Here is a 23,900-nt window from a genome sequence, read left to right on the forward strand (position 1 = left end):
AGTTATCAAATGGATTAATGTAAACTAATTTCTGCAACAGAGTTTTCTTTAGAGGCTACATTATTGCCTCCTTTAGGTTCAATAGTAATACTTAAACCTTGAACATCTTCCATGTAGGGGATGTTTCTTAATTTTCTGTCAGCTTTATCTAAAATACCTAGATTTACCATTTTACCTTGTAATTCTGCCCAAATTTGGTAACATTGTTCTTCAGGTAGCTGTGGTAGAGAAACCACATCAATCATGGATGTTTTTTCTTTAGCATTAATGTATGCCACCGTTTTTAAATCTTTAGCACGCTCATTTCCTGAAATAATATACTTTTCTGTTTCTGGATTATTGAGCTTTAAAAGCTGTCTCATCATACTGTCAAGCATCTCATTGTGCTTATCGATATCACTACGTAAATCAAATATTTCTTCAACAACCACTTGGTTCTCTTGTGAAAGTTTTTGATTTTGATTGTAAAAGATAAACGATGTTCCAGCAAAAATTAACGCTGCAATACTAGCTGCAACACTAAATTTATACCATTTCTTGTATTTTTTCTGAGGCTTTAATTCAATAACAGGCTTCTCGTCTAATTCATCTAAAATAGAATCTAAGATGTGCTTAGGCGCCTCAATAGCCTGACTTTTTGCAACAACCTCTAGATTAAACTGCAAGGTGTTGTAGGCATTCTGTACTTCTGGATATCTTGAAATATAGGATTCTACTTGTTTCGTTTCTTCAGAAGAAGTATCCCCTAATAGATATTTGTCTAGTAGGCCAGAATTTAAAAAAGCTTGTACTTTCTCATTCATGACTTAAATGTATTAAGGATTGTAAATTTTTTTCAATTCACGCAATCCAATTTTTAATCTTGATTTTATTGTTCCTAACGGAATATCTAATTCTTCGCTAGCTTCTTGCTGCGTCATACCTTCAAAAAAGAGGGCGTTAATCACTATTTGATACTTTTCATCTAAAGTGTTTAGATGTTTTTTGATATCTAAAACATCCTGATTCAGTTCATTGGATGTTACCTTATATACGGTTGAAGTCTCCATCTGGACTTCATTATTTACTTTATTTTTTAATGATCTAACTTTGTCAATAGCAGTGTTATACGCTATTCTGTAAAGCCAAGTAAATAATTTTGCTTTAGTAGCATCGTATTTTTTGGCATAGCGCCATACTTTAACAAAGGTTTCTTGAAGCACATCTTGTGCCATGTCATCGTCGGTAATCACCTTTCGGATAACTCCCAATAGGGCATCGGCATAGTTTTCATAAAGTAAACTTATGGCCCTTTTGTCTTCCTTTTTAAGAAGACTGATTATTTCTTTTTCTATTGCTGAAATCAATTTATAATGACATTATGTAATACTTGCTAAAGCCAAGCGAACAAAGTTAGAAATTTCTTTTTGATTATAGGATATTTACTTCGGCCTCAATACTAATGTTAAAAATACGTTTAACCGTTTTTTGAATGAGTTTAGACAGATTTAAAACTTCTTCTCCTTTAGCACCGCCATAATTTACTAGGACTAAAGCTTGATTTTTGTGAATGCCATAATTTCCGAATGTTTTGCCTTTAAAACCAGCTTTTTCAATGAGCCAACCAGCAGGTACTTTAACTTCATCATCTGAAACAGGATAGGAAGGCATCTCTTCAAAATTCTTTAAAAGCAATTGGTATTGGGCAGTAGAGATGACAGGGTTTTTGAAAAAACTACCACAGTTTCCTATAATTTTCGGATTAGGAAGTTTACTTTCTCGAATAATAATGACGGCTTTTGAAATAGCTTGTATGCTCGGTGTTTTGATGCCTTCTTTTTCGAGCTCTGAAGCGATGGCTCCATAATGCACATGAAGTTTGTGGTTTCTTTTTGTTAGTTTGAAATTAACACTTGTAATGATAAATTTACCTTTAGCTTCTTGTTTAAAGATAGAATTTCTATATCCAAAATGGCAATCTTCCTTGGTGAAGGTATGTAATTCTTGTGTTTCTACGGAAATGGCTTCGCAAGACTCAAAGCAGTCTTTAAGCTCAACACCATAGGCTCCAATATTTTGAATGGGTGCTGTACCAACATTTCCAGGGATCAAAGATAAATTTTCTAATCCGCCATAGTCGTTTTTAATAGTCCAAAGGACTAAGTCATGCCAAACTTCTCCAGCCTGAACCTTTAATGTTACGAAGTTTGAATCTTCTGAAAGTACTTCAATCCCCTTTAATTCGACCTTGATTACTATTCCGTTAAAATCTTGGGTAAGGAGCATATTACTTCCGCCACCTAAAATGAGTTTGTTAGGGTGATTTTCAAGTGATAATACCTCTTTAAGATCTTCAATTGAATGTACAACTACAAACTGTTTAGCTTTTACATCAATGCCAAAAGTATTGTAGGGTTTTAAGGAAGTATTTTGTTCAATTTGCACAGGATTTAGTCTTTATAGATTTTCAGAGCTTCTTTTAATATGTGTACGGCTTTTATTAAGCTTTCTTTGTTAAGTACGTATGCAATTCTAATTTGGTTTAAACCTACATGTGGTGTTGAGTAAAATCCGTTTGCAGGAGCAACCATAATGGTTTCTCCATTAATATCGAATTTTTCTAACAACCATTGTGCAAAATGATCAGAATTTTTAATTGGCAATTCAACAATGCAATAAAAAGCACCTTTAGGTTTCGCCACTTTTATTCCTTCAATTTTCTGTAGTTCAGAAATTAAAGTATTTCTGCGGTCTACATATTCGTGTATCACTTCATCAAAATAGCTCTGTGGAGTATCTAATGCTGCTTCACTAGCAATTTGTGCATAGGTAGGCGGACTTAATCTTGCCTGCGCAAATTTAAGTACCGTTTGCATCACAAGTTTGTTTTTTGAAACTAGGCAGCCAATACGAGCACCACACATACTGTAGCGTTTGGAAACAGAATCGATCATTACGGCATGTTCCTTCAAATTCTCAACTTGCATGATGGAGTAGTGAGTTTCTCCATCATAAATAAACTCCCTGTAAACTTCATCAGCAACTAAAAATAAATCGTGTTTAATGGCTAAGTTGGCAAGTTGTTGTATTTCCTCCTTTGAGTATAAAGAACCCGTAGGGTTTCCTGGGTTACAAATTAGGATCGCTTTTGTTTTTGGCGAAATTAATTTTTCAAACGTTTCTACAGATGGTAATGCAAAATCATCATCAATATTACAAATGGCAGGCACGACTTTAACACCACTCGCTGTTGAAAAGGCTATGTAATTTGCGTAAAAGGGTTCCGAGATGATAACTTCATCTTCAGGATCCATAATACTGCTAAACAAAAAAAGTAAGGCTTCACTAGCTCCGGTGGTTACAATGATATCTTCATGGGATATAGGAATATCATGTTTTTTATAATAATTAGCTAGTTTAACACGGTATTCTTCAGAACCTTCAGATCTGGAATACGATAATATATCTATATCATTTTGCTTTACTGCATTAAGTGCGACTTCAGGCGTTTTTATGTCTGGTTGTCCTATGTTTAAGTAGTAAATATGCTTTCCGTTTTTAATAGCTTGTTCAGCATAAGGAACAAGTTTTCTAATAGGAGAAGCAGGCATTTGGTGGCCTTTTCTAGATATGGTTGGCATTTAAAAAAATTTAGAGTGTAAAGTTGAGAAAATAATATGAAGTTTTTCAATAAACTATCCTAAAATAGCGTGTATGCTTAAGGAATTGAATACTTTTTTAAGAAAAGGCCTAATCTTTTGTTAATTTGTTTTAAACAAAGGGATTAAATGAAAAAGGCTTAAACATGAGTTTAAGCCTTTTTAAATTTTATAATAGAATTGCTACTATTGCATCACGCTTTTACTTTTTTTTTCCATAACACTAGATTTTTCAACAACTAAGCCTTTTATTTTAAGGGCTACTGTTGGAGTTTCAGCGTTAGAAATAACCGTAATCGTTTTTCTAATTGGATTCACACGATTGGTGTCATATTTCACTTCAATTTCTCCTGTTTTTCCTGGTAAAATAGGATCTTTTGGTTTTTTAGGAATGGTACATCCACAGCTTGAAGAAACTTTAGAGATAATAAGAGGTTCATTACCTGTATTTGTAAATTTGAAAATACGTACACCATCTGCACCTTTTTCAATGGTTCCATAATCTATAGTGTCTGATTCAAAGCTGATTTTAGCCTGAGCCTGAGCCGACAAACTTATTAATCCGATAAATAAAATTGTAAATAAAGATTTCATTTTTTATAGTTTTAATGTTTCGTTTTGTATCCTTTTTTTGAATTTGCTTTATGTCTTTACTTGGTAGAAGTTCTTCAAACATACTTACTTTTCCGATAATCTGCAAAAATAAAAGATGAAATGCTGTTTTATGGCATTTCACTAGTCATGCCAAATGTACGGATCACTTCTAAATGAAACCTTATAATAATGTTAAATTATCGCATGAACTTAAGGTTAACTAAGTCTTTAAAAGTTTCACAGAAAAAGAAATATAAGTACTTTTGCGCTTTATTATTTAAAATTTTACAAAAACCATTCCGAAGCATGCAAATTCCATCAAAATATGATGCCCATAAGGTAGAAGACAAGTGGTACAACTATTGGATGAAACATAATTATTTTCATTCAGAACCCGATGAAAGAGAACCTTACACGATAGTTATTCCGCCACCAAATGTTACTGGTGTTTTACATATGGGGCACATGCTTAATAATACTATTCAAGATGTATTAATACGTCGTGCAAGACTATTGGGTAAAAATGCCTGTTGGGTACCAGGAACAGATCATGCTTCCATAGCTACTGAAGCCAAAGTGGTTGCTAAATTAAAAGAACAAGGTATCGATAAAAATGACTTATCTCGAGAAGAGTTTTTAAGTCATGCATGGGACTGGACTCATGAATACGGTGGTGTGATTTTAGAACAACTTAAAAAATTAGGTTGTTCTTGCGATTGGGATCGTACGAAGTTTACCATGGATGATGAGATGAGTGAAGCTGTAATTAAAGTTTTCGTTGATTTATATCAAAAAGGACTGATTTATAGGGGCTATCGTATGGTAAATTGGGATCCTGAGGCCAAAACAACGCTTTCTGATGAGGAGGTGGTACATGAAGAGCGCCAAGGAAATCTATACTATTTAGAATATAAAGTTGAAGGTAGTGATGAAAAACTTACTATAGCTACCACCCGTCCTGAAACGATTTTTGGGGATACAGCTATTTGTATCAATCCTAATGATGAACGTTTTAATCATTTAAAAGGTAAAAAAGCTATTGTGCCTATATGTAACCGTGTCATCCCAATTATAGAAGATGAATATGTGGATATGGAGTTCGGAACAGGTTGTTTAAAAGTAACTCCTGCTCACGATGAGAATGATAAAAATTTAGGCGATAAGCACAAACTAGAAGTTATTGATATTTTTCATGATGATGCCTCTTTAAATAGTTTCGGATTACACTACGAAGGAAAAGACCGTTTTGTTGTTAGAAAAGAGATTACTAAAGAGTTAGAAGATAAAGGCATTTTAGTAAAAACAGAAAGTCATATTAATAAAGTTGGTACTTCTGAAAGAACTAAAGCGGTTATCGAACCACGCTTGAGTGATCAGTGGTTTTTAAAGATGGAGGAATTAGTGAAGCCAGCTATTGATGCTGTTTTAGGTGAAGATGCTGATATCAATTTATTTCCAAAAAAGTTTGAAAACACTTACCGACACTGGATGGAGAATATTCGCGATTGGAATATTTCTCGTCAGTTAATGTGGGGACAACAAATTCCAGCATATTATTATGGTGATGGTAAAAATGATTTTGTAGTGGCTGAAACTGCTGAAAAAGCCCTAGAACTTGCCAAAGAAGCTACTAAAAACCAAGAATTAAAAATTGAAGATTTACAACAGGATAAGGATGCCTTAGATACTTGGTTTTCTTCATGGTTGTGGCCAATGAGTGTGTTTGATGGTATTCGAAATCCTGAAAATGAAGAAATAAAATATTACTATCCTACTAATGATTTAGTTACTGGGCCAGATATTTTATTCTTTTGGGTAGCACGAATGATTATTGCTGGTTACGAATATAAAGGAGAAAAGCCATTTAATAATGTATACTTAACGGGGTTAGTTCGTGATAAGCAACGTCGAAAAATGAGTAAATCCTTAGGAAACTCGCCAGATGCTTTAAAACTTATTGAAGAATATGGCGCCGATGGTGTTCGTGTAGGTTTGCTTTTAAGTTCGGCTGCCGGAAACGATTTGATGTTTGATGAGGCGCTATGTCAGCAAGGAAAAGGTTTCGGAAACAAGATTTGGAATGCTTTCCGTTTAATTCAAGGCTGGGAGATTGATGAAAATATACCGCAGCCAGAAACCTCAAAAATCGGATTGGAATGGTATGAAGCTAAATTCCAAAGTGCTTTAGTTGAAATTGAAGACCATTTTAGTAAGTACAGATTGAGCGATGCTTTGATGGCGATTTATAAATTAATCATGGATGATTTTTCATCGTGGTTGCTAGAAATTATAAAACCTGCTTATCAAAAACCAATTGATGCGCATACTTATAAAGCGGTGATAGAAGCTTTTGAAAATAACTTAAAAGTGTTACATCCATTTATGCCATTTTTATCAGAAGAAATCTGGCAATATATCTCGGAAAGAACACCAGATGAAGCTTTAATAGTAGCAAAATGGCCTGTATTCAAGGATATCAATGAAGAATTAATCTCTGAGTTTGAATTTGCTTCAGAAGTTATTTCGGGGATTAGAAACATTAGAAAACAAAAGAATATTCCTTTTAAAGATGCGATCAGTTTTTCTGTTATTAATAATGGACAGACAAGTAAAACCTTTGATGGCGTTATTGCAAAAATTGGCAACTTAGAAAACATTGAATACACCGAGGAAACGGTAGAGGGGGCTTTAACTTTTAGAGTAAAATCTAATGAGTATTTTATTCCTATGGTAGGTGCTATTGATGTTGAAGCTGAGGTTGTAAAACTTAGCGAAGAATTGAAATATACAGAAGGTTTCTTGAAATCTGTTCAGAAGAAGTTATCTAACGAACGCTTTGTTGCTGGTGCTCCAGAACAGGTAGTAGCCGCCGAAAAGAAAAAGGAAGCTGATGCTTTAGCAAAAATTGAAACTTTAAAAGCGAGTTTAGCAAGTTTGAATTAAGTATTAGTTTTTTTGACACGACTAATATTTTAAAAGTTCTTCAATGAAGTTTGTAACGACATTGAAGAACTTTTTGTTTTGGTGTCAATGATACCAAAAGCCTTTATTTTATAGTGAAATTTTGAATCTTACATTTAATAATTCTCACTTGTTGAATCATTGATGATTCTTTATAAATATGGAGTCCAAAATATCGATTTGTAGTTTTGTCTTAGTATAAATTGCATATTTAGTAAATGATTCGGTTTTAGGTTGTTGTTTTTAAATTTAATAAAGATTTTTAAGATTTTACTGGGAATAATCTTACCAGTTTTCTATATTTGATACTCAAATCAAGTAATATTGACGCAATAGACTCACTGTTGATAGTCAGTTATTTACATTAATTAATTCATTATGAAAAAAATTTACTTATTTAGTTTACTCATGCTTATCATGGGGTCCCTTTCGACTATCACCGCTCAATCGAGTGGAGAAAGTAAAGAAAGCGGTTGGTTTTTTGGCTTAGGATATAACTTTATTGATGATTCAGGGTCAGCAGGAAAAGATGCTTTTAAATTTGACAATTGGCATACAACAGCTTATCCGAATAGATTAAACATTGGCTATGAATTGGGTGCCGGTTTTACTATTCAAGCTATTGGAACCATTAACAAATTAAAAGAAGGAAAACCTGCTCAAGGAATGATTTTAACACAAGACGAAGACTATTGGGCTGTTGATGGTATGCTTACTTACCAATTGAACAAATTTTTTTCAAAGCAAGGATGGTTTGATCCATACTTACAAGCAGGTATGGGAGGTTCTTCTCTTATTAACAATAGAGTATTAACTTTTAATGCTGGAGCAGGATCTAACTTTTGGTTAAGTAAAAATTTCGCTATTAACCTAAATACAATGGGTAAATGGGGAATTAACAAAAATGATAAAGGTAATAACCATATCCAACATTCAGCGGGTATAGTGTTTAAGCCAGGTCTTTTTGCTAAGAAAAAACCAGCACCAGTACCACCTCCAGTTGAAGAAGAGCCAACTCCAGAGCCAGAACCAGTAGTTGAACCTACTCCAGTAGTAGAGCCAACTCCAGAGCCTGAAGTAGATCAAGAAGCTATTTTACGTGAAAATATGGAATCAGATCTTAGTGAATTACGTCGTGTGTACTACCACTTCGATTCTTCAACGTTAACATCTGATGATAAAGATATCGTTGATGAATTAGTAGAATACATGAATAAGTATCCTACAGCTGTTCTAGATATTAAATCTCACGCTGATAGTAGAGGAGCAAAAGATTATAACCTTAGTTTATCTCAAAAAAGATCGAAAAGTATCTTAGAGTATGCTGTAAGTAAAGGTATTGATCGTTCTAGATTCCAAGCTGAAGGATTCGGTGAAACTCAATTAAACAACGGATGTTCAGATGGTGTTAAGTGTACTTCTGCAGAACACAGAGAAAACCGTAGAACAGATTATGAGTTAATCTGGAAATAAATAAACAAGAATAAATTTTAAGTAGAAAAAGGCTTTCTGGTTCACCAGAAAGCCTTTTTTATTTGGGACTTATGTGCCTTCAAAATTTTTATTGTCCTTGTCTTGTACTAATGATTTTTATCAAAGAGGCACTTCTGAATAATATCAGTGAATGAAATTATATTTTATATAATCTCTATCTGAAGGTGGTTGTGTAATATTGAATAAAGCGTAATTGCATTAGATTTCGATTTCAATATTAGTAGCAAAGTATGCTAAATTTCAAAAGGAATTTAAAGGAGTTTTTATTGGATGCTTGTTATTACATATAAAAACCGATATCACAAGGAGTAGGCTCTTGATATGGATATAAATCTGCTATACGGTTAGATTGAAGAAGTGTAATGATACGATGTTGTTTACACCTGAAAATCTAGATCGAGCATAATTTTAACCAAACCCATTGATTTCGTGTAGAGAGCGTTCTAGATAAAGGAATTTTAAATAGTGTGTACCGAACTATTTTCTATATAAAAAATAGCTGTTTACTAAGTCGATATAGCGTTGTTTGGCTTCGTCTTCAGTCAGACCTTTCGCTTGAAACAAGGCATTCGTTTTAAAAGCATTTATGATTGGTTTCTTACTTTTAGGACGGCCATAATCGTTTGTAGCTTTCTTGTAGTAAGCATATAGTTTTAGTAGCGTATCGGCGGGAAATGGCTCTGTATAGGCATTTACGCGATCAACGGCCTGATTAAACTCTATATCTAAATCACTTTTACTCATTATTTTAATTCGGCAATGACACTTTCGCCTCCTCTTACTTTTTGGTTCAATGTCACGTTAATTTTTGTGTCTAAAGGTAAAAATAAGTCGACACGAGAACCAAATTTGATAAAGCCAGAATCGGTACCTTGGGTTACCTTATCGTTTAATTGGGCATAATTTACGATACGTTTTGCTAAAGCTCCAGCAATTTGTCTGAATAAAACCTTTCCATAGGTTTCATTTTCAACAACCACAGTAGTGCGTTCGTTTTCTTCACTTGCCTTAGGATGCCATGCTACTAAGTATTTTCCAGGGTGGTATTTGCTAAAAATAACATTTCCACCAATAGGATAACGGGTAACATGCACATTTATTGGAGACATAAATACACTGACTTGTAATCGTTTTTCTTTGAAGTATTCTTTTTCAAAAACTTCTTCAATAACGACAACTTTTCCATCTACAGGAGATAAAACCTGAGCATTATTTAAGACAGTATGTCTTTTTGGGTTCCTGAAAAACTGAAGAATTAAAACTAAGAATATGATTAGGGCTATAAAAAGGCTTATTTTAAGCCAGTTTATATCTATAAATCGATCAATAAGTAAAGCTGTGCCTACAACTATTATAAACGTTACTAAAATGATTTTATACCCTTCTTTATGAAACATAATGTAAAATTCTTAAAAATAAATATATAAAAGGAGCTGCAAAAATAATGCTATCCAATCGGTCTAACAAGCCTCCGTGCCCAGGCATAATAACGCCACTATCTTTCACATTTGCTTGTCTTTTAAACTTAGATTCGATTAAGTCACCCAAAGTTCCAAAAACACTAACAATGATACTTAAAACTAGCCAGCTAGCCGAGTTTAAAGATTGTGTAAAGGTAGCAATAAAATAACTTGCTACGCAGGAAAAAAATAGGCCACCAAGAAAACCTTCTACTGTTTTTTTAGGAGAAATAGATTCAAAAAGTTTCTGTTTTCCAAAATTTTTACCCACCAAATAAGCAAAAGTATCATTAACCCAGATCAGAATAAATGCTCCAAGTAATATTTTAGGATTGTATTCTTGATGGTTGGTGGTGATTAGTATTAGAAAGACGAAGGCACTTGATAGATAGAATGTTGTCAATAAAAATCTTTTTGTACTAAAAAGAGGGATGGTTTTTTCTGAAAACAAATCTTTTATTAAAAAGAGGTTGACAAAAATAGAAAGCACCAGGAGTATTTGTGTAGCCTCAGTTAAGCCCTCGTTAGTATTTAAAACGGTTTGCCAATACCCAAAGAAGATATAAAGTATAATGAATATAATATAAGGGATATTACTTTTTAACTGAATGAGCTTTTGAAATTCTGCTAAACATAGCAGGCCAAATATGCAAAATAAAGCGATTAATAAATGCTCAAAATATAATGAAACAAGTAAAATGGATATGTAAAGTAATCCAGAAAGTGATCGAATAACTATTTCTTTCATTCTATAAATCTTCTAAGAGTAGGAGGTATAGGTTTTTAGCGCTACTGCCATAACTTAGGAAGTTATTATCTTCGCCAGATTTAAAGTGTTTTATAGTTGTGATATTTGTAGGTATTTGTTTGCTGTTTTTAGATTTGATCCCTTTTAAACCTTCGCCTATAGTTTCCACTAATTGACTTGTTGTGGCAAAAACGATAAAGCTGAATGGTAATTCAAGAAGTTTTTTCTCAAAAATCTGTTTTGATGAAATTAAAATTGAACCATCGTTAGCTATAAGATTTTCGCATGTTGTTAAGAAAAAAGGAGCTTGATTAAGTTTTTTAGTTGCTTTAAGCTTAAGGCTTTTAAACTTGTTTTCTAATTCAGAATCCAATAATAGCACGTCTTCTTCTTGCCACTCATTCTCGTTAATAATCAGTTTGAGGTTTTGGTAAACTTCATTTATGTCTTCGCAGTAAAGAAATTTACCTCCATTACCTTTAAAATTTATAGTAAACCTCTCGTCTATAGGAAGCTTAAGCTCTGGCATGTATTTGCCTCTATCATCTGATGTAATCTCCTCGTCAGGTTTCTTAGATTTTGAACCAAAAATTTTTTTAAAAAGACTCATTAAATACCGCTATTATAAAGAATTTGTGTTGAGAAGGAACACCAAATATAAAAAATCTTAAATTAATCATATGATTAATTTAAGATTTTTGTTTTGTACTTAATTTTAAAAAGCTATTACGCCTCTTCTTCAGTGTTATTGATGGCTGATTTAGAAGTGATAGCTTCCTCTTTTAGGAAGGCACGTTTACCAAATATTTTTTCAAGGTTGTCTTTGAAAATTACCTCTTTTTCTAGAAGTACTTCAGCAAGTTCGGTAAGCTTGTCTTTGTTCTCTTCTAGTAATTTGATGGCACGCTGGTATTGTTCTTCAATAATTTTAGAAATTTCTTTATCAATCAGAACTGCAGTTTCTTCACTGTATGGCTTAGTAAAACCGTGATCACTTTGGCCAGAATCGTAATAGGTTAAATTCCCAATTTTGTCACTTAACCCATAAATGGTTACCATGGCTCTTGCTTGTTTGGTAACTTTTTCTAAATCACTTAAAGCACCAGTAGAAATCTTGTTGAAGATTACTTTTTCAGCAGCACGACCACCTAGGGCAGCACACATTTCATCAAGCATTTGTTCAGGACGCACAATAAGTCTTTCCTCTGGTAAGTACCAAGCAGCTCCTAATGATCGTCCACGAGGAACAATGGTTACTTTTACTAAAGGAGCAGCATGCTCTAGCATCCAACTCACTGTGGCATGACCCGCTTCGTGATACGCTACAGCTTTTTTCTCGCTAGGAGTAATGATTTTATTTTTCTTCTCAAGACCACCAATAATACGATCTACAGCATCTAAAAAGTCTTGTTTATCTACCGCTTTTTTGTTGTTTCTTGCAGCAATTAAAGCCGCTTCATTACAAACGTTAGCAATATCGGCACCTGAAAAACCAGGCGTTTGTTTAGATAGGAAGTCTAAATCTAAGTTCTCGGCTTTTTTTAACGGTCTAAGGTGAACTTCAAAAATTTCTTCACGTTCTCTTACATCCGGTAAATCAACAAAAATTTGTCTATCAAAACGCCCAGCACGCATAAGAGCTTTGTCTAAAATATCAGCTCTATTGGTTGCGGCAATAACAATCACATTGGTATTGGTTCCAAAACCATCCATTTCAGTTAATAGCTGATTTAGCGTGTTTTCACGCTCATCGTTACTTCCCGACATGGCATTCTTTCCTCTAGCACGACCAATGGCGTCAATCTCGTCAATAAAGATGATGGAAGGCGATTTTTCTTTGGCTTGCTTAAATAAATCTCTAACTCGAGATGCTCCAACACCAACAAACATTTCAACAAAATCTGAACCTGATAACGAGAAGAAAGGTACTTTAGCTTCACCGGCAACGGCTTTTGCTAATAAAGTTTTTCCTGTTCCTGGAGGTCCTACAAGTAAGGCCCCTTTTGGGATTTTACCACCTAAGGTTGTATATTTTTCAGGGAATTTAAGGAAATCTACAATTTCTTGTACTTCTTCTTTAGCACCTTCAAGTCCTGCTACATCTTTGAATGTTGTTTTAACTTCAGTTTTTTCATCAAAAAGCTTGGCTTTCGATTTCCCGATGTTAAAAATTTGTCCGCCAGCACCACCGCCAGCACCACCAGACATACGTCTCATGATAAAAATCCAAACTCCAATAAGTAAGATAAAAGGAAGAATCCCCATTAATAAGTTACCTAAGTCATTGGTTTCGGTATCAAAAGTTACCGATGGTTTTGTTGGTAAATCTTTAATGATAAGATTAACTTCATTTTCGAAGTTTTGAAGATCACCAAATTCAAATTTATAATTAGGAAGTTCTGTTGCCGAAGGAATTATAGATTGCGGCTTTGAACCTTTATGAATTTCTTTAGTTTGAGCTTCAGGAGTTAAATATACTTTAGCAACACGGGTGTTTTTTACAATATTAACACGAGCGACATCGCCGTCTTTTAAATAATTAAAAAACTCTTGAGGTGTTGTCGTATTACCGCCCTCATAACTATCGCCACTAAATAATTGAAATCCTAAAAATAAAGCAATTAATGCGCCGTAAACCCAGTACGGACTAAATTTTGGTTTTTTGTCTTTTGGTTTTTTATTGTCTTTTGCCATTTGATTTTTTTAGTAATTGGTTTCTATTACGGTAGTTTTTGCATCACCCCAAAGACTTTCGATGTCGTAAAACTCTCTAATGTGTTTTTGGAATACATGAACAACTACATTGACGTAATCAATTAAAACCCACTCGGCGTTATCCATACCTTCAGTATGCCATGGGTTATCCTTAAGTTCTTTGCTTACTTTTTTCTGAATGGAGTTAACAATAGCGCTTACTTGTGTATTTGACGTTCCTTCGCAAATAATAAAGTAATCACAAACCGTATTTTCAATCTCTCTTAAATCTAGAATATTTATTTCTTTTCCCTTAACATCCTCAATTCCACTAATTATAACGGATATTAACTGGTCTGCGCTTATTTCTTCTTTCGCCATTAAATTTATTTAATTTGTGCAAAGTTATTATTTTTTTAGTTCTTTATACTTGAAAAATATGATAAGATTTCTTCATATCCTAATAACTTGTTTATGACTATTATCAAACTTGGTGCCACCGATTCTACTAATAGCTATTTGAAGCGGCTTCAAACAACTGAAAGCGTTGAGGATTTTACGACGGTCATTGCTGAAAAGCAAACGCATGGCCGCGGACAAATGGGAGCAGAATGGGAGTCGCAAGCTTCAAAAAACCTTACGTTTAGTGTGTTTAAAGACCTAAGTGATTTTTCATTAGAAACTACCTTTGGTATCAGTTTAGCGGTTTCCTTAGCGATAAGAAAGGCACTTCAGTCGTTTTTAATTCCGCAATTATCTGTGAAATGGCCAAACGACATTTTGTCAGTAGACAAGAAGATTTGTGGCGTATTGATAGAAAATGTCATAAAACAAAATACCATTACCGGATCAATTATTGGTATTGGGCTAAATGTGAATCAGGTTGCCTTTGATGATTTACCAAGAGCGTCCTCATTAAAAGTGATAACGGGAACTCTTTTTGATTTGGATGAAGTTGCTCATGCTATCCTAAATCAATTAAAAGTTCATTTTGATCTTTTAAAAAGAGGAGAGTTTACAGCTCTAAAGGCGGATTATGAATCGTGTTTATTTCGAAAAAATAAGCCTTCAACATTTAAAGATGCTGAAGGCTCGCTGTTTTCTGGTTTTATAAAAGGGGTTTCTAATTTTGGAAATCTTCAGGTTTTAGTTGAAGATAATATCATCAAAGAATTTGATTTAAAAGAAGTCTCCTTAATGTATTAAACGTTTTGAGGGATATTCGTGGCTAGTGTTTCAATGAATTTTGTAATCGGATTTTTAATCATCATGGCCATCATCGGATTAATATCTCCAGTAAAATGAAGTTGCACTTCGCTAGAGGCATCATCAATATTATCGATATTCACGGTTAAGGCAAAATCAATTTTCCCACCTGCAGCTCCTAAAACAATTTTATTTGGAGCAATAACCTCTTTCTTTTTAAGTACAATTTCTGGCATGCCTTTTAGAGCAAAAAGAAATTTGTCATCTTCAAGAAGTTCAAATTTGCTAATGTTTTCAGGCATTAACGATTCGAAGTTTTTAACATCAGAAAGCGTGTTAAAAACGGCTTCAGGTGATTTACTAACTTTAACTTTTGGGGATTGTAAATTCATAATATTTTAGCTTTTATTCCTTATGTGATTTCTAATTAATATGTTTTAATAGCACTTCAAATTAAAGTGCCTATATAAAATGTATCAATTAGCGTTCCATTCACTAGGATTTGTATTCCACTCTGATAAAGTTTTTACTTCTTTTTCAGAAATGTAATTGGTGTCTAAGGCTTGCTCTAGCAAGTTTTCGTAATTACTTAAAGTGTTTAAATCTACGTTTTCTTGCTTAAAGTTTTCTGCAGCGACATCAAACCCATAGGTAAAAATAGCCACCATGCCTTTTACATTAACTTGAGCTTCTTTAAGCGCTTTAACAGCATTCAAGCTGCTTTTTCCAGTGCTTATCAAGTCTTCTACAACCACTACGTTTTGACCTTTTTCAATAAAACCTTCAATTTGGTTTTTTCTGCCATGGCCTTTTGCGTCAGGTCGAACATAAATAAAAGGGAGTCCCAAATATTCGGCAACTAGGATGCCGATACCGATAGCCCCAGTAGCTACACCTGCGATAACATCAGGTTTGCCATAGTGGTTTTCGATATATTTACCCATGGTTTCTCGAATATAGTTACGCACAGGAGGGAAAGATAAAATAATACGGTTATCGCAATAAATTGGCGATTTCCAGCCCGATGCCCACGTAAATGGTTCTTGCGGACTCAGTTTTATAGCATTTATTTGCAATAGAACTTCGGCTGTTTTTTTAGCTGTGTCTTTGTTAAAAATCATGTTGGCAAAATTACGGATAAATTTAATTTTAATTGAATCGAGTTTTATTTTTAATGAAAATATTTTTTGAACAACGCTGGCAATGTGAACAAAATTAATATTTTTACCTTAAAGAAATTGTTAATTAAAATTGGCTATGTATAAAGTTTTTGTTGGAGATAAACCTATGATTTTGACCTCTATTGTAGAGCAAGAAACCAATTTTAAAAACTATTTGCTTAACACCGTAAACCTTGTTAAAGTAATAAGAAAACTTAATTCTGGAGCTTTGCAAGAGGCACGCTTAATTCATAAAAACCCAGATAAGTTACTTAAAAAGTTTTTAAAGAAACTACCAAATGTCGTTGCTGGAGGTGGCAAAGTATATAATGCAGAAGGAGATATTCTTTTTATTTATAGAAATGATAAATGGGATTTGCCAAAAGGAAAGGCCGAACGTAATGAATCTATTGAAGAAACTGCTATTCGTGAAGTCACCGAAGAAACAGGTGTTGCAGGTCTTAAGATTACCAAACCTTTAGATACGACTTACCATATATTTAAACGTAACGGACGCTATAAAATTAAAATAACCCACTGGTTTGAAATGAAAACGAGCTTCACGGGAAATTTATATGCTCAGGAAGAAGAAGGCATCACCAAAGTTTCATGGCTAAATAATGAAGAAGCTCATGAAGCGCTTAATAATTCCTATGCGAATATTAAGTTGTTAGTTTAGTTTCTTTTAGAAGTAGTAAAGCCTTAGATGAATTAAAAATTTAAAATCTTTGAATCTAAATGGATTTAATATTCGAACAAATACATATTAAGGACATTGAAGCGGTTTTAAAATTATTTAAAGAAGCAGCCGAAAAAATTTCAAAAAAGAAAGTTGACCATTGGCAATATTGGACAAACCCGCCCATTGAGAAAATTAAATGGGTAGAAGCTGGTATTAAAAATGGTGAATTCTACTTTATTAAAAACAAAGATGCTGTAACTATTGGCATGGTTAGGGTTTTAGATGAAGATGAATTGTATTGGGGTAAAAAGGACGATCTATCGAAATATATTCATTCTTTAGTGGTCATTGAAACGTTTGAAGGACAAGGTATTGGTAAACTAGTGCTTCAAAAAATTGAGAATGAGGCTAAAAATAACGGATTTGATTACTTAAGATTGGATGCCGACTCTAAAAACCCAAAGCTTTGTAAATATTATGAAAATCAAGGTTTTGAAAAGGTTGGTGTAAAAGAATTGCCACTTTCAATCTATAATTTATATCAAAAAGAAATACGTTAATGTTAATGCTCTAAACCTATTGCCGTTTTATAAAAGTGAATTGGATTTTATTAATTATTGCAGGTTTATTTGAAGTTGCTTTTGCGGCCTGTCTTGGGAAAGCGAAAACAGCCTCTGGAGCAGAAACCACCTATTGGTATTTGGGTTTTTTGCTCTGCTTATGCATAAGCATGTATCTTCTAGTAAAAGTAACTCAAGAATTACCTATCGGCACAGCTTATGCCGTTTGGACGGGTATAGGTGCCGTGGGCACCGTACTAGTAGGCATTTTTGTGTTTAAGGAACCCGCTACATTCTGGCGCTTATTCTTTATTACCACCTTAATAGCGTCCATTGTTGGACTAAAATTTGTTTCTAACTAGTAGTGTTTTCACTTTTTTCTAGTTTACTGTTTGTATGACATGTTATTCAGAAGGAGGCACGACTGAAGAATCATTTTGAGCATGTTTTGGCCCCCTAACGGAACACCCCTATGGTCCCCTTACTAGGGGGCAGGTCTCCGTCCTATTTTTGGAGCATTAATAGTTTAGAAGTGTACTTTTTCTTTATCATTCAGAATGAGGTACGACTGAAGAATCTCTAGTCGAAAATTTATGGCATTTATCCAAAATTTTATACAAAGTCCTAATTGAAAGTGTGCGTTATATCCCCTAAAAAGGGGATTATAGGGGTGTTTCCAGGGAAGATTACTATTGAGAAATTGTGTAGCAGAAAGAGATTCTTCACTGCGATCAGAATGACAGTGGCGTTTAGCAACTGTAATATTCCTAACTTAAATTTTTAATTTTTAACTATTAACTATTAACTATTAACTATTAACTATTAACTATTCACGAATGATAAATCAAACGTTATAGTTTCTACTTCTTGTAAATTAAATAGGTATGTCTTGCTAAACAAGATTTTAAACTTATTTTTGCAGCCTCAACAAACGAACCATGACCGATTTTATTATCAAACGTGCGGCCAACGCAAAAAACGATGTTTTAGCCGGAATTACGGTGTCTTTAGCAATGGTACCCGAAGTGGTAGCCTTTGCTTTTGTGGCACAAATAGACCCTTTAATGGCACTATCGGGTGCTTTTATAGTAGGTTTAATAGCCGCTATTTTCGGAGGTCGACCAGGATTAATTTCTGGTGCAGCAGGAGCAGTAGCCGTTATTTTTGTTGGTATGATTGCCGAAGGGCATACCCGTGGCATGTTATTCGATCAGCCTATAGAAAATATGGGCTTTTTCTATTTAATGGCCTGTGTGATTTTAATGGGTGTTATACAAATATTTGCAGGTGTATTTAAACTAGGACGTTTTGTTAGGTTGATTCCACATCCCGTAATGATGGGCTTTGTAAACGGATTGGCCATTGTTATCTTTTGGGCTCAGGTTAAAATGTTTTCTCATAAAAGCTTACATGTTTCAGCAGAAGGCGTTAAAGAATACGTCAACACGTTTATGCAGGGCGCCGAACTGTACACCATGATTGGCTTAGTGGCTTTAACCATGGGAATTATCTGGTTATTACCAAAAATTACTACTAAAATTCCAGCAGCTTTAACAGCCATATTGGTTACATCTTTAGTCGTAGTTGGTTTCGGTATGGATGTTTCAACCGTAGGATCGTATATTATAGAAGGTGGCGGAACGGGCTTAAAAGGGGAGTTACCTATGCCTAATTTAGAGTTGTGGGATAAGTTACCATTCAATTTAGATACCTTAAGTTTTATTTTACCATATGCCTTTTTAGCAGCCTGTGTGGGATTAATTGAGTCGTTAATGACTATGAATTTAGTTGATGAACTTATCGACAGTCGTGGTGATGGTAACAGAGAATGTATCGCTCAAGGTGCAGGAAATATCATGTCCGGACTCTTTGGAGGTACCGGAGGTTGTGGTATGATCGGGCAAACCGTGATTAATATTAAAGCTGGCGGACGCGGAAGACTTTCTGGAATCATGATGGCAGTTACTTTATTAACCTTCATTTTATTTACCGATAAATTAATCGAGCAGGTGCCTATTGCCGCTTTAATTGGTGTGATGTTCATGATGGTTATCGAAACTTTTGCTTGGTCTAGTTTCCGTATTATGCGAAAAATACCAAAATCAGATGCTGTGGTGCTTATTGTTGTTTCAGCGGTTACGGTAATTTTCGATTTGGCCATTGCGGTTTTCGTAGGGGTTATTATTTCAGCCTTAGCCTTTGCTTGGGAAAACGCCAAACGTATTCGTGCGCGCAAGCGTATGCGCAAAGATGGTACAAAGGTTTATGAAATTTGGGGACCTTTATTCTTCGGTTCAATTACCGCTTTCAACGAGAAATTTGATGTAAAAAATGATCCAGATAAGGTGGAAATCGATTTTGTAGAATCCCGTGTAAGTGATCATTCTGCCATGGAAGCCATTTTTAATTTGGTAAACAAATACGAAGCCGCTGGAAAGCAAATTAAACTGAAGCACCTTAGCGAAGACTGTAAATTGTTACTTTATAAATCGAATCCTAAATTTAGAGAAGTGGTTATTGAGGATATCGACGATCCAAGGTACCATTTGGCCGAAAATCCAGAAGCATTCACGAAAGGTTTATCGGAGTATAAATTTTAGATTTTAGTGGGCGTTACCCAAGGGTCGGGCTTTCCGCTATATCTTTTTTTTTATTAAGAGTCCTTGATTAATTTGTCGTTTTTTAAACATGAAGTGTCTCGTAGTTCCATTAACTTTTTTGTTAAAAAAAGGATGCCGCTGCAATCCCTAACGCGGCGTAGATGCTTCAGTCGTTCCTCCTTAAGAATTACACCCATACAGACTAAAAGCTTCACAATGTCACCTGAGTATTTTTCAGCTACCAATTTTGGTTAGAAACATAACGAGTTCAAAAAGGGAGCTCTTAAAAGTTCATTTTACGTCAATCTGAATTTATTTCAGATTCTCATAATCTTTGAATTCCAATTACATGAGACTCTGTGTCGAACACAGAATGACGAATGGTTTAATCTAGAATTCAACCCCTTTTTTATATTCAAATAACTTATTGTTTTACTCTAACACTATCAGGAACTAGCTTGGTATAATCACCATGGTTTCTAATCACATCACGTACAATGTTCGAGGCAATATAGGACGTTTGTGCCGAGGTTAATAAAAAGATGGTTTCAATAGGCGCTAAATCTCTGTTGGTATGGGCTATGGCCTTTTCAAATTCGAAGTCTGCTGGATTTCTAAGCCCTCTTAAAATAAAGTCTACCCCAATTTCTTTACAAAAATCCACAGTTAAGCCTTTGTACGTAGCCACCTTGATTTTTGGGTTGTGAGCAAAGGTCTCTTCAATAAACGTTTTACGCTGCTCTAATGAAAACATGTATTTTTTATCGGCATTGACACCAATAGCCACTATAATTTCATCAAATAAAGTAGACGCCCGTGTGATGATGTCTACATGACCTAAGGTTAGTGGGTCAAAAGAACCTGGAAATAATGCTTTTTTCATAGTTTAAATTTCTAATTCCCGCGAAAGCGGGAATCTTAATTTATTAAATATAGAGTTTTAATATTTATCCACATGGAGGCTTCTCTGTCTAGAGGAATTAGGCACCCTTCAAAGCTTCTTCAATAGCATTCGAGAATAAATCAGCTAATGAAATATTCGCAGCCGCAGCCTGTTGAGGTAAAATGCTCTCACGGGTTAAACCAGGAATGGTATTCATTTCTAGCATATGAGGCTCGCCATCTTTAAAAATAAACTCACTACGACTAAAGCCTTTCATTTTTAAAATTTCGTAAACTTTTTTGGCTTCGGTACTCACTTTTTCTTCTTGTTCTTTTGATAATCGCGCTGGCGTTATTTCTTGAGATTTGCCTTCATATTTGGCTTGGTAATCAAAAAAGTCATTTTCAGAAACAATTTCAGTGATAGGAAGCACTATAATTTCTCCTTTGTAGCTAATCACTCCAACCGAAACTTCTGTGCCTTCTAAAAAGGATTCAATAATAATTTCATCATCTTCTTTAAAAGCCACATCAATAGCATCTTGTAACTCGGTTTTTTTGTACACTTTACTTACACCAAAACTGCTCCCCGCTTTATTAGCCTTTACAAAGCAAGGTAAACCTACTTTAGTAACAATGGCTTCAGTGTCTACAGCATCACCAAGGTTTAGGTAGTAAGATTCGGCCGTTTTTATACCATATGGTTTTAAAACACTTAATAAATCACGTTTGTTATAGGTCAAGGCTGCTTGATACATATTACAGCTGGTATGCGGTAAATTAAGCATCTGAAAATAGGCCTGCATAAAGCCATCTTCTCCTGGAGATCCGTGAATGGCGTTAAAAACACAATCAAAAGTATATTTTTCGCCATGTGCAGTAGTCGAAAAATCATTTTTATCAATAGGGTGTTCAAGCCCTTCATCATCAACGTAAACCCATCTGTCTTTAAAAATATGAATACGGAACGGCGTGTATTTCGATTTATCTAAGGTCTCGTAAACCACATTTCCGCTGGTTAGAGAGATTTTATATTCGCTGGAATAACCTCCCATAATGATGGCAATGTTTTTTTTCATTGTTACTTTTATTATAGTTTCCTTTAGTTTACACCTTAATCTTGCAATAAATGGTGTTTATTATAAGTTAAGCTAAAATATCATATAAATGGCAAAAGAAAAAACAGTTCTGTTTTTATATATTTGCCTAATCGAAATTTCTGTAAATGAGCTTAGTTAAATTTATTACGAGTAAAACATTTTTAAAACAAATAGGCTTAGCATTAGTCGCTTTATTTGTATTGTGCTATGTTATTTTAAAATGGTTAAATATCACAACCAATCATGGTAAATTTGAAACCGTTCCAGACTTAAAAGGCAAGTCTATTAACGTGGCTAAACTGGAATTGGAAGATAATAACTTGGTTATGAAAATTCAGGATTCAGCGAATTATAATCCAGAATATCCAAAGTTTTCTGTAATAGAACAAGAGCCTGCTTCGGGTACGAAAGTTAAAGAAGATAGAAAAATATACATCACACTAAATCCTTCAGGATATCGTAAAATGACCATTCCTGATGGTTTGATTGACAAAACGTTCCGACAAGTAAAACCAACGCTAGAAGCCTTTGGGTTTAAAATTGGTAAAATCACTTACGTTGATAATATCGGAAAGGACATGGTTTTAAAATTAACCCACAAAGGTACCACGCTTAATGCTGGCGATAAATTAGCAAAAACTTCGGTAATCGACTTACAACTTGGTAACGGTAACCGCCCTTAATTATGGATGACTATACGCCTCAACTTCCCGACGAAGACAACCTGTTCGAACATCATGCTTTTACAGTAGATAAAGGGCAGACGCCGCTTCGAATCGATAAATATTTAATGAATTTTGTTGAAAATGCCACGCGTAATAAAATTCAGGCAGCAGCAAAAAATGGCAGTATTCATGTGAATGGCGAACCTATAAAATCGAATTACAAGGTAAAGCCCAACGATAATATTCGTGTGTTATTTGCACATCCGCCTCATGAAAATTTATTGGTAGGGGAAGACATTCCGCTTGATGTGGTTTATGAAGATGATGACCTATTAGTTGTGAATAAGCCTGCAGGTATGGTGGTTCATCCTGGTCATGGTAATTATTCTGGAACGCTTATCAACGGATTAATTCACCGTTTTGAAAACTTACCCAACAATTCTAGTGAGCGCCCTGGCTTGGTACACCGTATCGATAAGGATACCAGTGGGTTGTTAGTCATTGCTAAAACAGAAGAAGCGATGGCACATTTATCCATGCAGTTTGCAGAAAAAACTAGCGAGCGCGAATACGTAGCTTTGGTTTGGGGAAATGTTGAAGAAGAAGAAGGTACCGTGGAAGGCAATATTGGCCGTCATCCTAAAAACAGACTACAAAACACGGTTTTCACAGATGATGAAGCTGATAAAGGAAAGCCGGCCGTAACACATTATAAAGTCATCGAACGCTTGGGCTATGTGACCTTAGTATCGTGTAAGTTAGAGACGGGGAGAACCCATCAAATACGTGTCCATATGAAACATATTGGGCATACGTTATTTAACGACGAGCGCTATGGTGGTGAGAAAATACTAAAAGGTACCACATTTACCAAGTATAAACAATTTGTAGATAATTGCTTTAAAGTCTTACCAAGACAAGCGCTGCATGCTAAAACCTTAGGTTTTGTACATCCTAGAACAGGGAAATTCATGAGTTTTGATAGTCCGATTCCAGAGGACATCGTTGCCTGCGTTGAAAAATGGCGCGGCTATGCGAAGCATGTAGGGGATTAAGGAGATTGTTGAAGAGGAGGTTGATTCGTTTAATTGTTGAAGCGTGTCATTGTAGCTTCAACAGTTTGATTTGTAATTCAGAAGGGGGCATGACTGGAGAATCTTTTTGTGTTTGTGTTGTGGAGTGAGATTCTTCACTGCGTTCAGAATGACAGTACATGTTTAGCGTAAGCCAGTCTCGAACACCCCTGTGGTCCCCTTATTAGGGGACAGGGCACTACTCTAATTTTGGAACATTAAGGTAAGTAGAATACATTTTTTGGCATTCAGATGGAGGTACGACTGAAGAATCTCTAAGCCGAATTTCATGGCATTGCCCCAAATTTTTAAACAAGCTCCTAATCGAAAACGTAGGTTATATCCCCTTAAAAGGGGATTATAGGGGTGTTTTAAAAGAAGGA

At 34.7% G+C, this 23,900-nt stretch carries 24 protein-coding genes; 9 read left to right on the top strand and 15 right to left on the bottom strand.

The window, feature by feature from the left end:
• Window positions 1–14: 14 nt before the first annotated feature.
• From JJL45_RS06855 to JJL45_RS06875, 5 genes are all read right to left on the bottom strand, one after another.
• Complete coding sequence (locus JJL45_RS06855) at window positions 15–803, bottom strand: anti-sigma factor (RefSeq protein ID WP_067149648.1); 789 nt, start codon at window positions 801–803, stop codon at window positions 15–17.
• A gap of 12 nt (window positions 804–815) precedes the next feature.
• A complete protein-coding gene (locus JJL45_RS06860) occupies window positions 816–1,346 on the bottom strand; it encodes an RNA polymerase sigma factor (protein ID WP_068602500.1) in 531 nt (176 codons plus the stop codon).
• A 64-nt stretch (window positions 1,347–1,410) separates the two neighbouring features.
• Window positions 1,411–2,424 carry a UDP-N-acetylmuramate dehydrogenase gene (gene murB / locus JJL45_RS06865; protein WP_068602499.1) on the bottom strand — a complete coding sequence of 338 codons (1,014 nt, stop codon included), beginning with the start codon at window positions 2,422–2,424 and terminating at the stop codon, window positions 1,411–1,413.
• 5 nt (window positions 2,425–2,429) lie between these two features.
• Window positions 2,430–3,620 (bottom strand): pyridoxal phosphate-dependent aminotransferase, encoded by a 1,191-nt coding sequence (locus JJL45_RS06870; RefSeq protein ID WP_068602498.1) that lies wholly within the window; start codon window positions 3,618–3,620, stop codon window positions 2,430–2,432.
• Window positions 3,621–3,824: 204 nt separating this feature from the next.
• The gene (locus JJL45_RS06875; RefSeq protein ID WP_068602497.1) at window positions 3,825–4,232 is read right to left on the bottom strand and encodes a DUF1573 domain-containing protein; all 408 of its coding nucleotides are present in this window, start codon (window positions 4,230–4,232) and stop codon (window positions 3,825–3,827) included.
• Window positions 4,233–4,538: 306 nt separating this feature from the next.
• Between JJL45_RS06875 and JJL45_RS06880 the strand changes: the two genes are divergently transcribed.
• Both JJL45_RS06880 and JJL45_RS06885 read left to right on the top strand, forming a co-directional pair.
• A complete protein-coding gene (locus tag JJL45_RS06880; protein ID WP_068602496.1) occupies window positions 4,539–7,175 on the top strand; it encodes a valine--tRNA ligase in 2,637 nt (878 codons plus the stop codon).
• Between the two features lie 396 nt (window positions 7,176–7,571).
• Window positions 7,572–8,666 carry an OmpA family protein gene (locus JJL45_RS06885; protein ID WP_068602495.1) on the top strand — a complete coding sequence of 365 codons (1,095 nt, stop codon included), beginning with the start codon at window positions 7,572–7,574 and terminating at the stop codon, window positions 8,664–8,666.
• Between the two features lie 498 nt (window positions 8,667–9,164).
• Here the strand turns inward: JJL45_RS06885 and JJL45_RS06890 are convergent, their stop codons facing one another.
• The 6 genes from JJL45_RS06890 to rsfS all read right to left on the bottom strand — a co-directional run bounded on the left by JJL45_RS06890 (window position 9,165) and on the right by rsfS (window position 13,970).
• Window positions 9,165–9,431 (bottom strand): acyl-CoA-binding protein, encoded by a 267-nt coding sequence (locus JJL45_RS06890; RefSeq protein WP_067149658.1) that lies wholly within the window; start codon window positions 9,429–9,431, stop codon window positions 9,165–9,167.
• Entirely contained in the window at window positions 9,431–10,084 is a 654-nt protein-coding gene (locus JJL45_RS06895; RefSeq protein ID WP_068602494.1) for a phosphatidylserine decarboxylase family protein, read from the bottom strand. The genes JJL45_RS06890 and JJL45_RS06895 overlap by 1 nt, the downstream gene beginning before the upstream one ends.
• Entirely contained in the window at window positions 10,074–10,895 is an 822-nt protein-coding gene (locus JJL45_RS06900) for a phosphatidate cytidylyltransferase (RefSeq protein WP_068602493.1), read from the bottom strand. The genes JJL45_RS06895 and JJL45_RS06900 overlap by 11 nt, the downstream gene beginning before the upstream one ends.
• 1 nt (window position 10,896) lies before the next feature.
• Window positions 10,897–11,505, bottom strand: coding sequence for an LUD domain-containing protein (locus JJL45_RS06905; RefSeq protein WP_067149661.1), 609 nt, complete (start codon window positions 11,503–11,505; stop codon window positions 10,897–10,899).
• Between the two features lie 116 nt (window positions 11,506–11,621).
• The gene (ftsH, locus tag JJL45_RS06910) at window positions 11,622–13,589 is read right to left on the bottom strand and encodes an ATP-dependent zinc metalloprotease FtsH (protein ID WP_068602492.1); all 1,968 of its coding nucleotides are present in this window, start codon (window positions 13,587–13,589) and stop codon (window positions 11,622–11,624) included.
• 9 nt (window positions 13,590–13,598) lie between these two features.
• Entirely contained in the window at window positions 13,599–13,970 is a 372-nt protein-coding gene (rsfS, locus tag JJL45_RS06915; RefSeq protein WP_067149663.1) for a ribosome silencing factor, read from the bottom strand.
• Window positions 13,971–14,063: 93 nt separating this feature from the next.
• On the opposite strand from rsfS, the gene JJL45_RS06920 reads away from it, so the two are divergent.
• Entirely contained in the window at window positions 14,064–14,795 is a 732-nt protein-coding gene (locus tag JJL45_RS06920; protein ID WP_068602491.1) for a biotin--[acetyl-CoA-carboxylase] ligase, read from the top strand.
• Here the strand turns inward: JJL45_RS06920 and JJL45_RS06925 are convergent.
• Complete coding sequence (locus JJL45_RS06925; protein WP_068602490.1) at window positions 14,792–15,187, bottom strand: orotate phosphoribosyltransferase; 396 nt, start codon at window positions 15,185–15,187, stop codon at window positions 14,792–14,794. The genes JJL45_RS06920 and JJL45_RS06925 overlap by 4 nt on opposite strands.
• A gap of 84 nt (window positions 15,188–15,271) precedes the next feature.
• Window positions 15,272–15,916, bottom strand: coding sequence for an orotate phosphoribosyltransferase (gene pyrE, locus JJL45_RS06930; protein ID WP_067149668.1), 645 nt, complete (start codon window positions 15,914–15,916; stop codon window positions 15,272–15,274).
• A 136-nt stretch (window positions 15,917–16,052) separates the two neighbouring features.
• Here pyrE and JJL45_RS06935 point away from each other — a divergent pair, with 136 nt between their 5' ends.
• From JJL45_RS06935 to JJL45_RS06950, 4 genes are all read left to right on the top strand, one after another.
• Complete coding sequence (locus tag JJL45_RS06935) at window positions 16,053–16,634, top strand: NUDIX hydrolase (RefSeq protein WP_068602489.1); 582 nt, start codon at window positions 16,053–16,055, stop codon at window positions 16,632–16,634.
• Window positions 16,635–16,693: 59 nt separating this feature from the next.
• On the top strand, window positions 16,694–17,197 hold the full coding sequence (locus JJL45_RS06940; protein ID WP_068602488.1) for a GNAT family N-acetyltransferase: 504 nt from the start codon (window positions 16,694–16,696) through the stop codon (window positions 17,195–17,197).
• 35 nt (window positions 17,198–17,232) lie between these two features.
• Window positions 17,233–17,559, top strand: coding sequence for a DMT family transporter (locus tag JJL45_RS06945; protein ID WP_067149674.1), 327 nt, complete (start codon window positions 17,233–17,235; stop codon window positions 17,557–17,559).
• A gap of 576 nt (window positions 17,560–18,135) precedes the next feature.
• Window positions 18,136–19,797 carry a SulP family inorganic anion transporter gene (locus JJL45_RS06950; protein WP_068602487.1) on the top strand — a complete coding sequence of 554 codons (1,662 nt, stop codon included), beginning with the start codon at window positions 18,136–18,138 and terminating at the stop codon, window positions 19,795–19,797.
• A 424-nt stretch (window positions 19,798–20,221) separates the two neighbouring features.
• Here JJL45_RS06950 and coaD read toward each other — a convergent pair whose 3' ends face one another.
• Window positions 20,222–20,680, bottom strand: a complete 459-nt coding sequence (gene coaD, locus JJL45_RS06955; protein WP_068602486.1) for a pantetheine-phosphate adenylyltransferase — start codon at window positions 20,678–20,680, stop codon at window positions 20,222–20,224.
• Window positions 20,681–20,777: 97 nt separating this feature from the next.
• Window positions 20,778–21,758, bottom strand: coding sequence for a D-alanine--D-alanine ligase (locus JJL45_RS06960; RefSeq protein ID WP_068602485.1), 981 nt, complete (start codon window positions 21,756–21,758; stop codon window positions 20,778–20,780).
• 146 nt (window positions 21,759–21,904) lie between these two features.
• On the opposite strand from JJL45_RS06960, the gene JJL45_RS06965 reads away from it, so the two are divergent.
• Together JJL45_RS06965 and JJL45_RS06970 are read left to right on the top strand one after the other, a co-directional pair.
• The gene (locus JJL45_RS06965) at window positions 21,905–22,462 is read left to right on the top strand and encodes a PASTA domain-containing protein (protein ID WP_068602484.1); all 558 of its coding nucleotides are present in this window, start codon (window positions 21,905–21,907) and stop codon (window positions 22,460–22,462) included.
• 2 nt (window positions 22,463–22,464) lie between these two features.
• The gene (locus JJL45_RS06970) at window positions 22,465–23,499 is read left to right on the top strand and encodes an RluA family pseudouridine synthase (protein WP_068602483.1); all 1,035 of its coding nucleotides are present in this window, start codon (window positions 22,465–22,467) and stop codon (window positions 23,497–23,499) included.
• Window positions 23,500–23,900: the final 401 nt, after the last annotated feature.

It is taken from the genome of Tamlana sp. s12, assembly GCF_016767215.1.
Taxonomy (GTDB): Bacteria; Bacteroidota; Bacteroidia; order Flavobacteriales; family Flavobacteriaceae; genus Pseudotamlana; species Pseudotamlana agarivorans.

What these genes read in the sequence shown, in the direction of transcription:
- JJL45_RS06855 (WP_067149648.1), bottom strand. Translation starts at nt 803, where the DNA reads ATGAATGAGAAAGTACAAGCTTTTTTAAATTCTGGCCTACTAGACAAA.
- JJL45_RS06870 (WP_068602498.1), bottom strand. Translation starts at nt 3,620, where the DNA reads ATGCCAACCATATCTAGAAAAGGCCACCAAATGCCTGCTTCTCCTATT.
- JJL45_RS06875 (WP_068602497.1), bottom strand. Translation starts at nt 4,232, where the DNA reads ATGAAATCTTTATTTACAATTTTATTTATCGGATTAATAAGTTTGTCG.
- JJL45_RS06880 (WP_068602496.1), top strand. Translation starts at nt 4,539, where the DNA reads ATGCAAATTCCATCAAAATATGATGCCCATAAGGTAGAAGACAAGTGG.
- JJL45_RS06885 (WP_068602495.1), top strand. Translation starts at nt 7,572, where the DNA reads ATGAAAAAAATTTACTTATTTAGTTTACTCATGCTTATCATGGGGTCC.
- JJL45_RS06890 (WP_067149658.1), bottom strand. Translation starts at nt 9,431, where the DNA reads ATGAGTAAAAGTGATTTAGATATAGAGTTTAATCAGGCCGTTGATCGC.
- JJL45_RS06895 (WP_068602494.1), bottom strand. Translation starts at nt 10,084, where the DNA reads ATGTTTCATAAAGAAGGGTATAAAATCATTTTAGTAACGTTTATAATA.
- JJL45_RS06900 (WP_068602493.1), bottom strand. Translation starts at nt 10,895, where the DNA reads ATGAAAGAAATAGTTATTCGATCACTTTCTGGATTACTTTACATATCC.
- JJL45_RS06905 (WP_067149661.1), bottom strand. Translation starts at nt 11,505, where the DNA reads ATGAGTCTTTTTAAAAAAATTTTTGGTTCAAAATCTAAGAAACCTGAC.
- ftsH (WP_068602492.1), bottom strand. Translation starts at nt 13,589, where the DNA reads ATGGCAAAAGACAATAAAAAACCAAAAGACAAAAAACCAAAATTTAGT.
- rsfS (WP_067149663.1), bottom strand. Translation starts at nt 13,970, where the DNA reads ATGGCGAAAGAAGAAATAAGCGCAGACCAGTTAATATCCGTTATAATT.
- JJL45_RS06920 (WP_068602491.1), top strand. Translation starts at nt 14,064, where the DNA reads ATGACTATTATCAAACTTGGTGCCACCGATTCTACTAATAGCTATTTG.
- JJL45_RS06925 (WP_068602490.1), bottom strand. Translation starts at nt 15,187, where the DNA reads ATGAATTTACAATCCCCAAAAGTTAAAGTTAGTAAATCACCTGAAGCC.
- pyrE (WP_067149668.1), bottom strand. Translation starts at nt 15,916, where the DNA reads ATGATTTTTAACAAAGACACAGCTAAAAAAACAGCCGAAGTTCTATTG.
- JJL45_RS06935 (WP_068602489.1), top strand. Translation starts at nt 16,053, where the DNA reads ATGTATAAAGTTTTTGTTGGAGATAAACCTATGATTTTGACCTCTATT.
- JJL45_RS06940 (WP_068602488.1), top strand. Translation starts at nt 16,694, where the DNA reads ATGGATTTAATATTCGAACAAATACATATTAAGGACATTGAAGCGGTT.
- JJL45_RS06950 (WP_068602487.1), top strand. Translation starts at nt 18,136, where the DNA reads ATGACCGATTTTATTATCAAACGTGCGGCCAACGCAAAAAACGATGTT.
- coaD (WP_068602486.1), bottom strand. Translation starts at nt 20,680, where the DNA reads ATGAAAAAAGCATTATTTCCAGGTTCTTTTGACCCACTAACCTTAGGT.
- JJL45_RS06960 (WP_068602485.1), bottom strand. Translation starts at nt 21,758, where the DNA reads ATGAAAAAAAACATTGCCATCATTATGGGAGGTTATTCCAGCGAATAT.
- JJL45_RS06965 (WP_068602484.1), top strand. Translation starts at nt 21,905, where the DNA reads ATGAGCTTAGTTAAATTTATTACGAGTAAAACATTTTTAAAACAAATA.
- JJL45_RS06970 (WP_068602483.1), top strand. Translation starts at nt 22,465, where the DNA reads ATGGATGACTATACGCCTCAACTTCCCGACGAAGACAACCTGTTCGAA.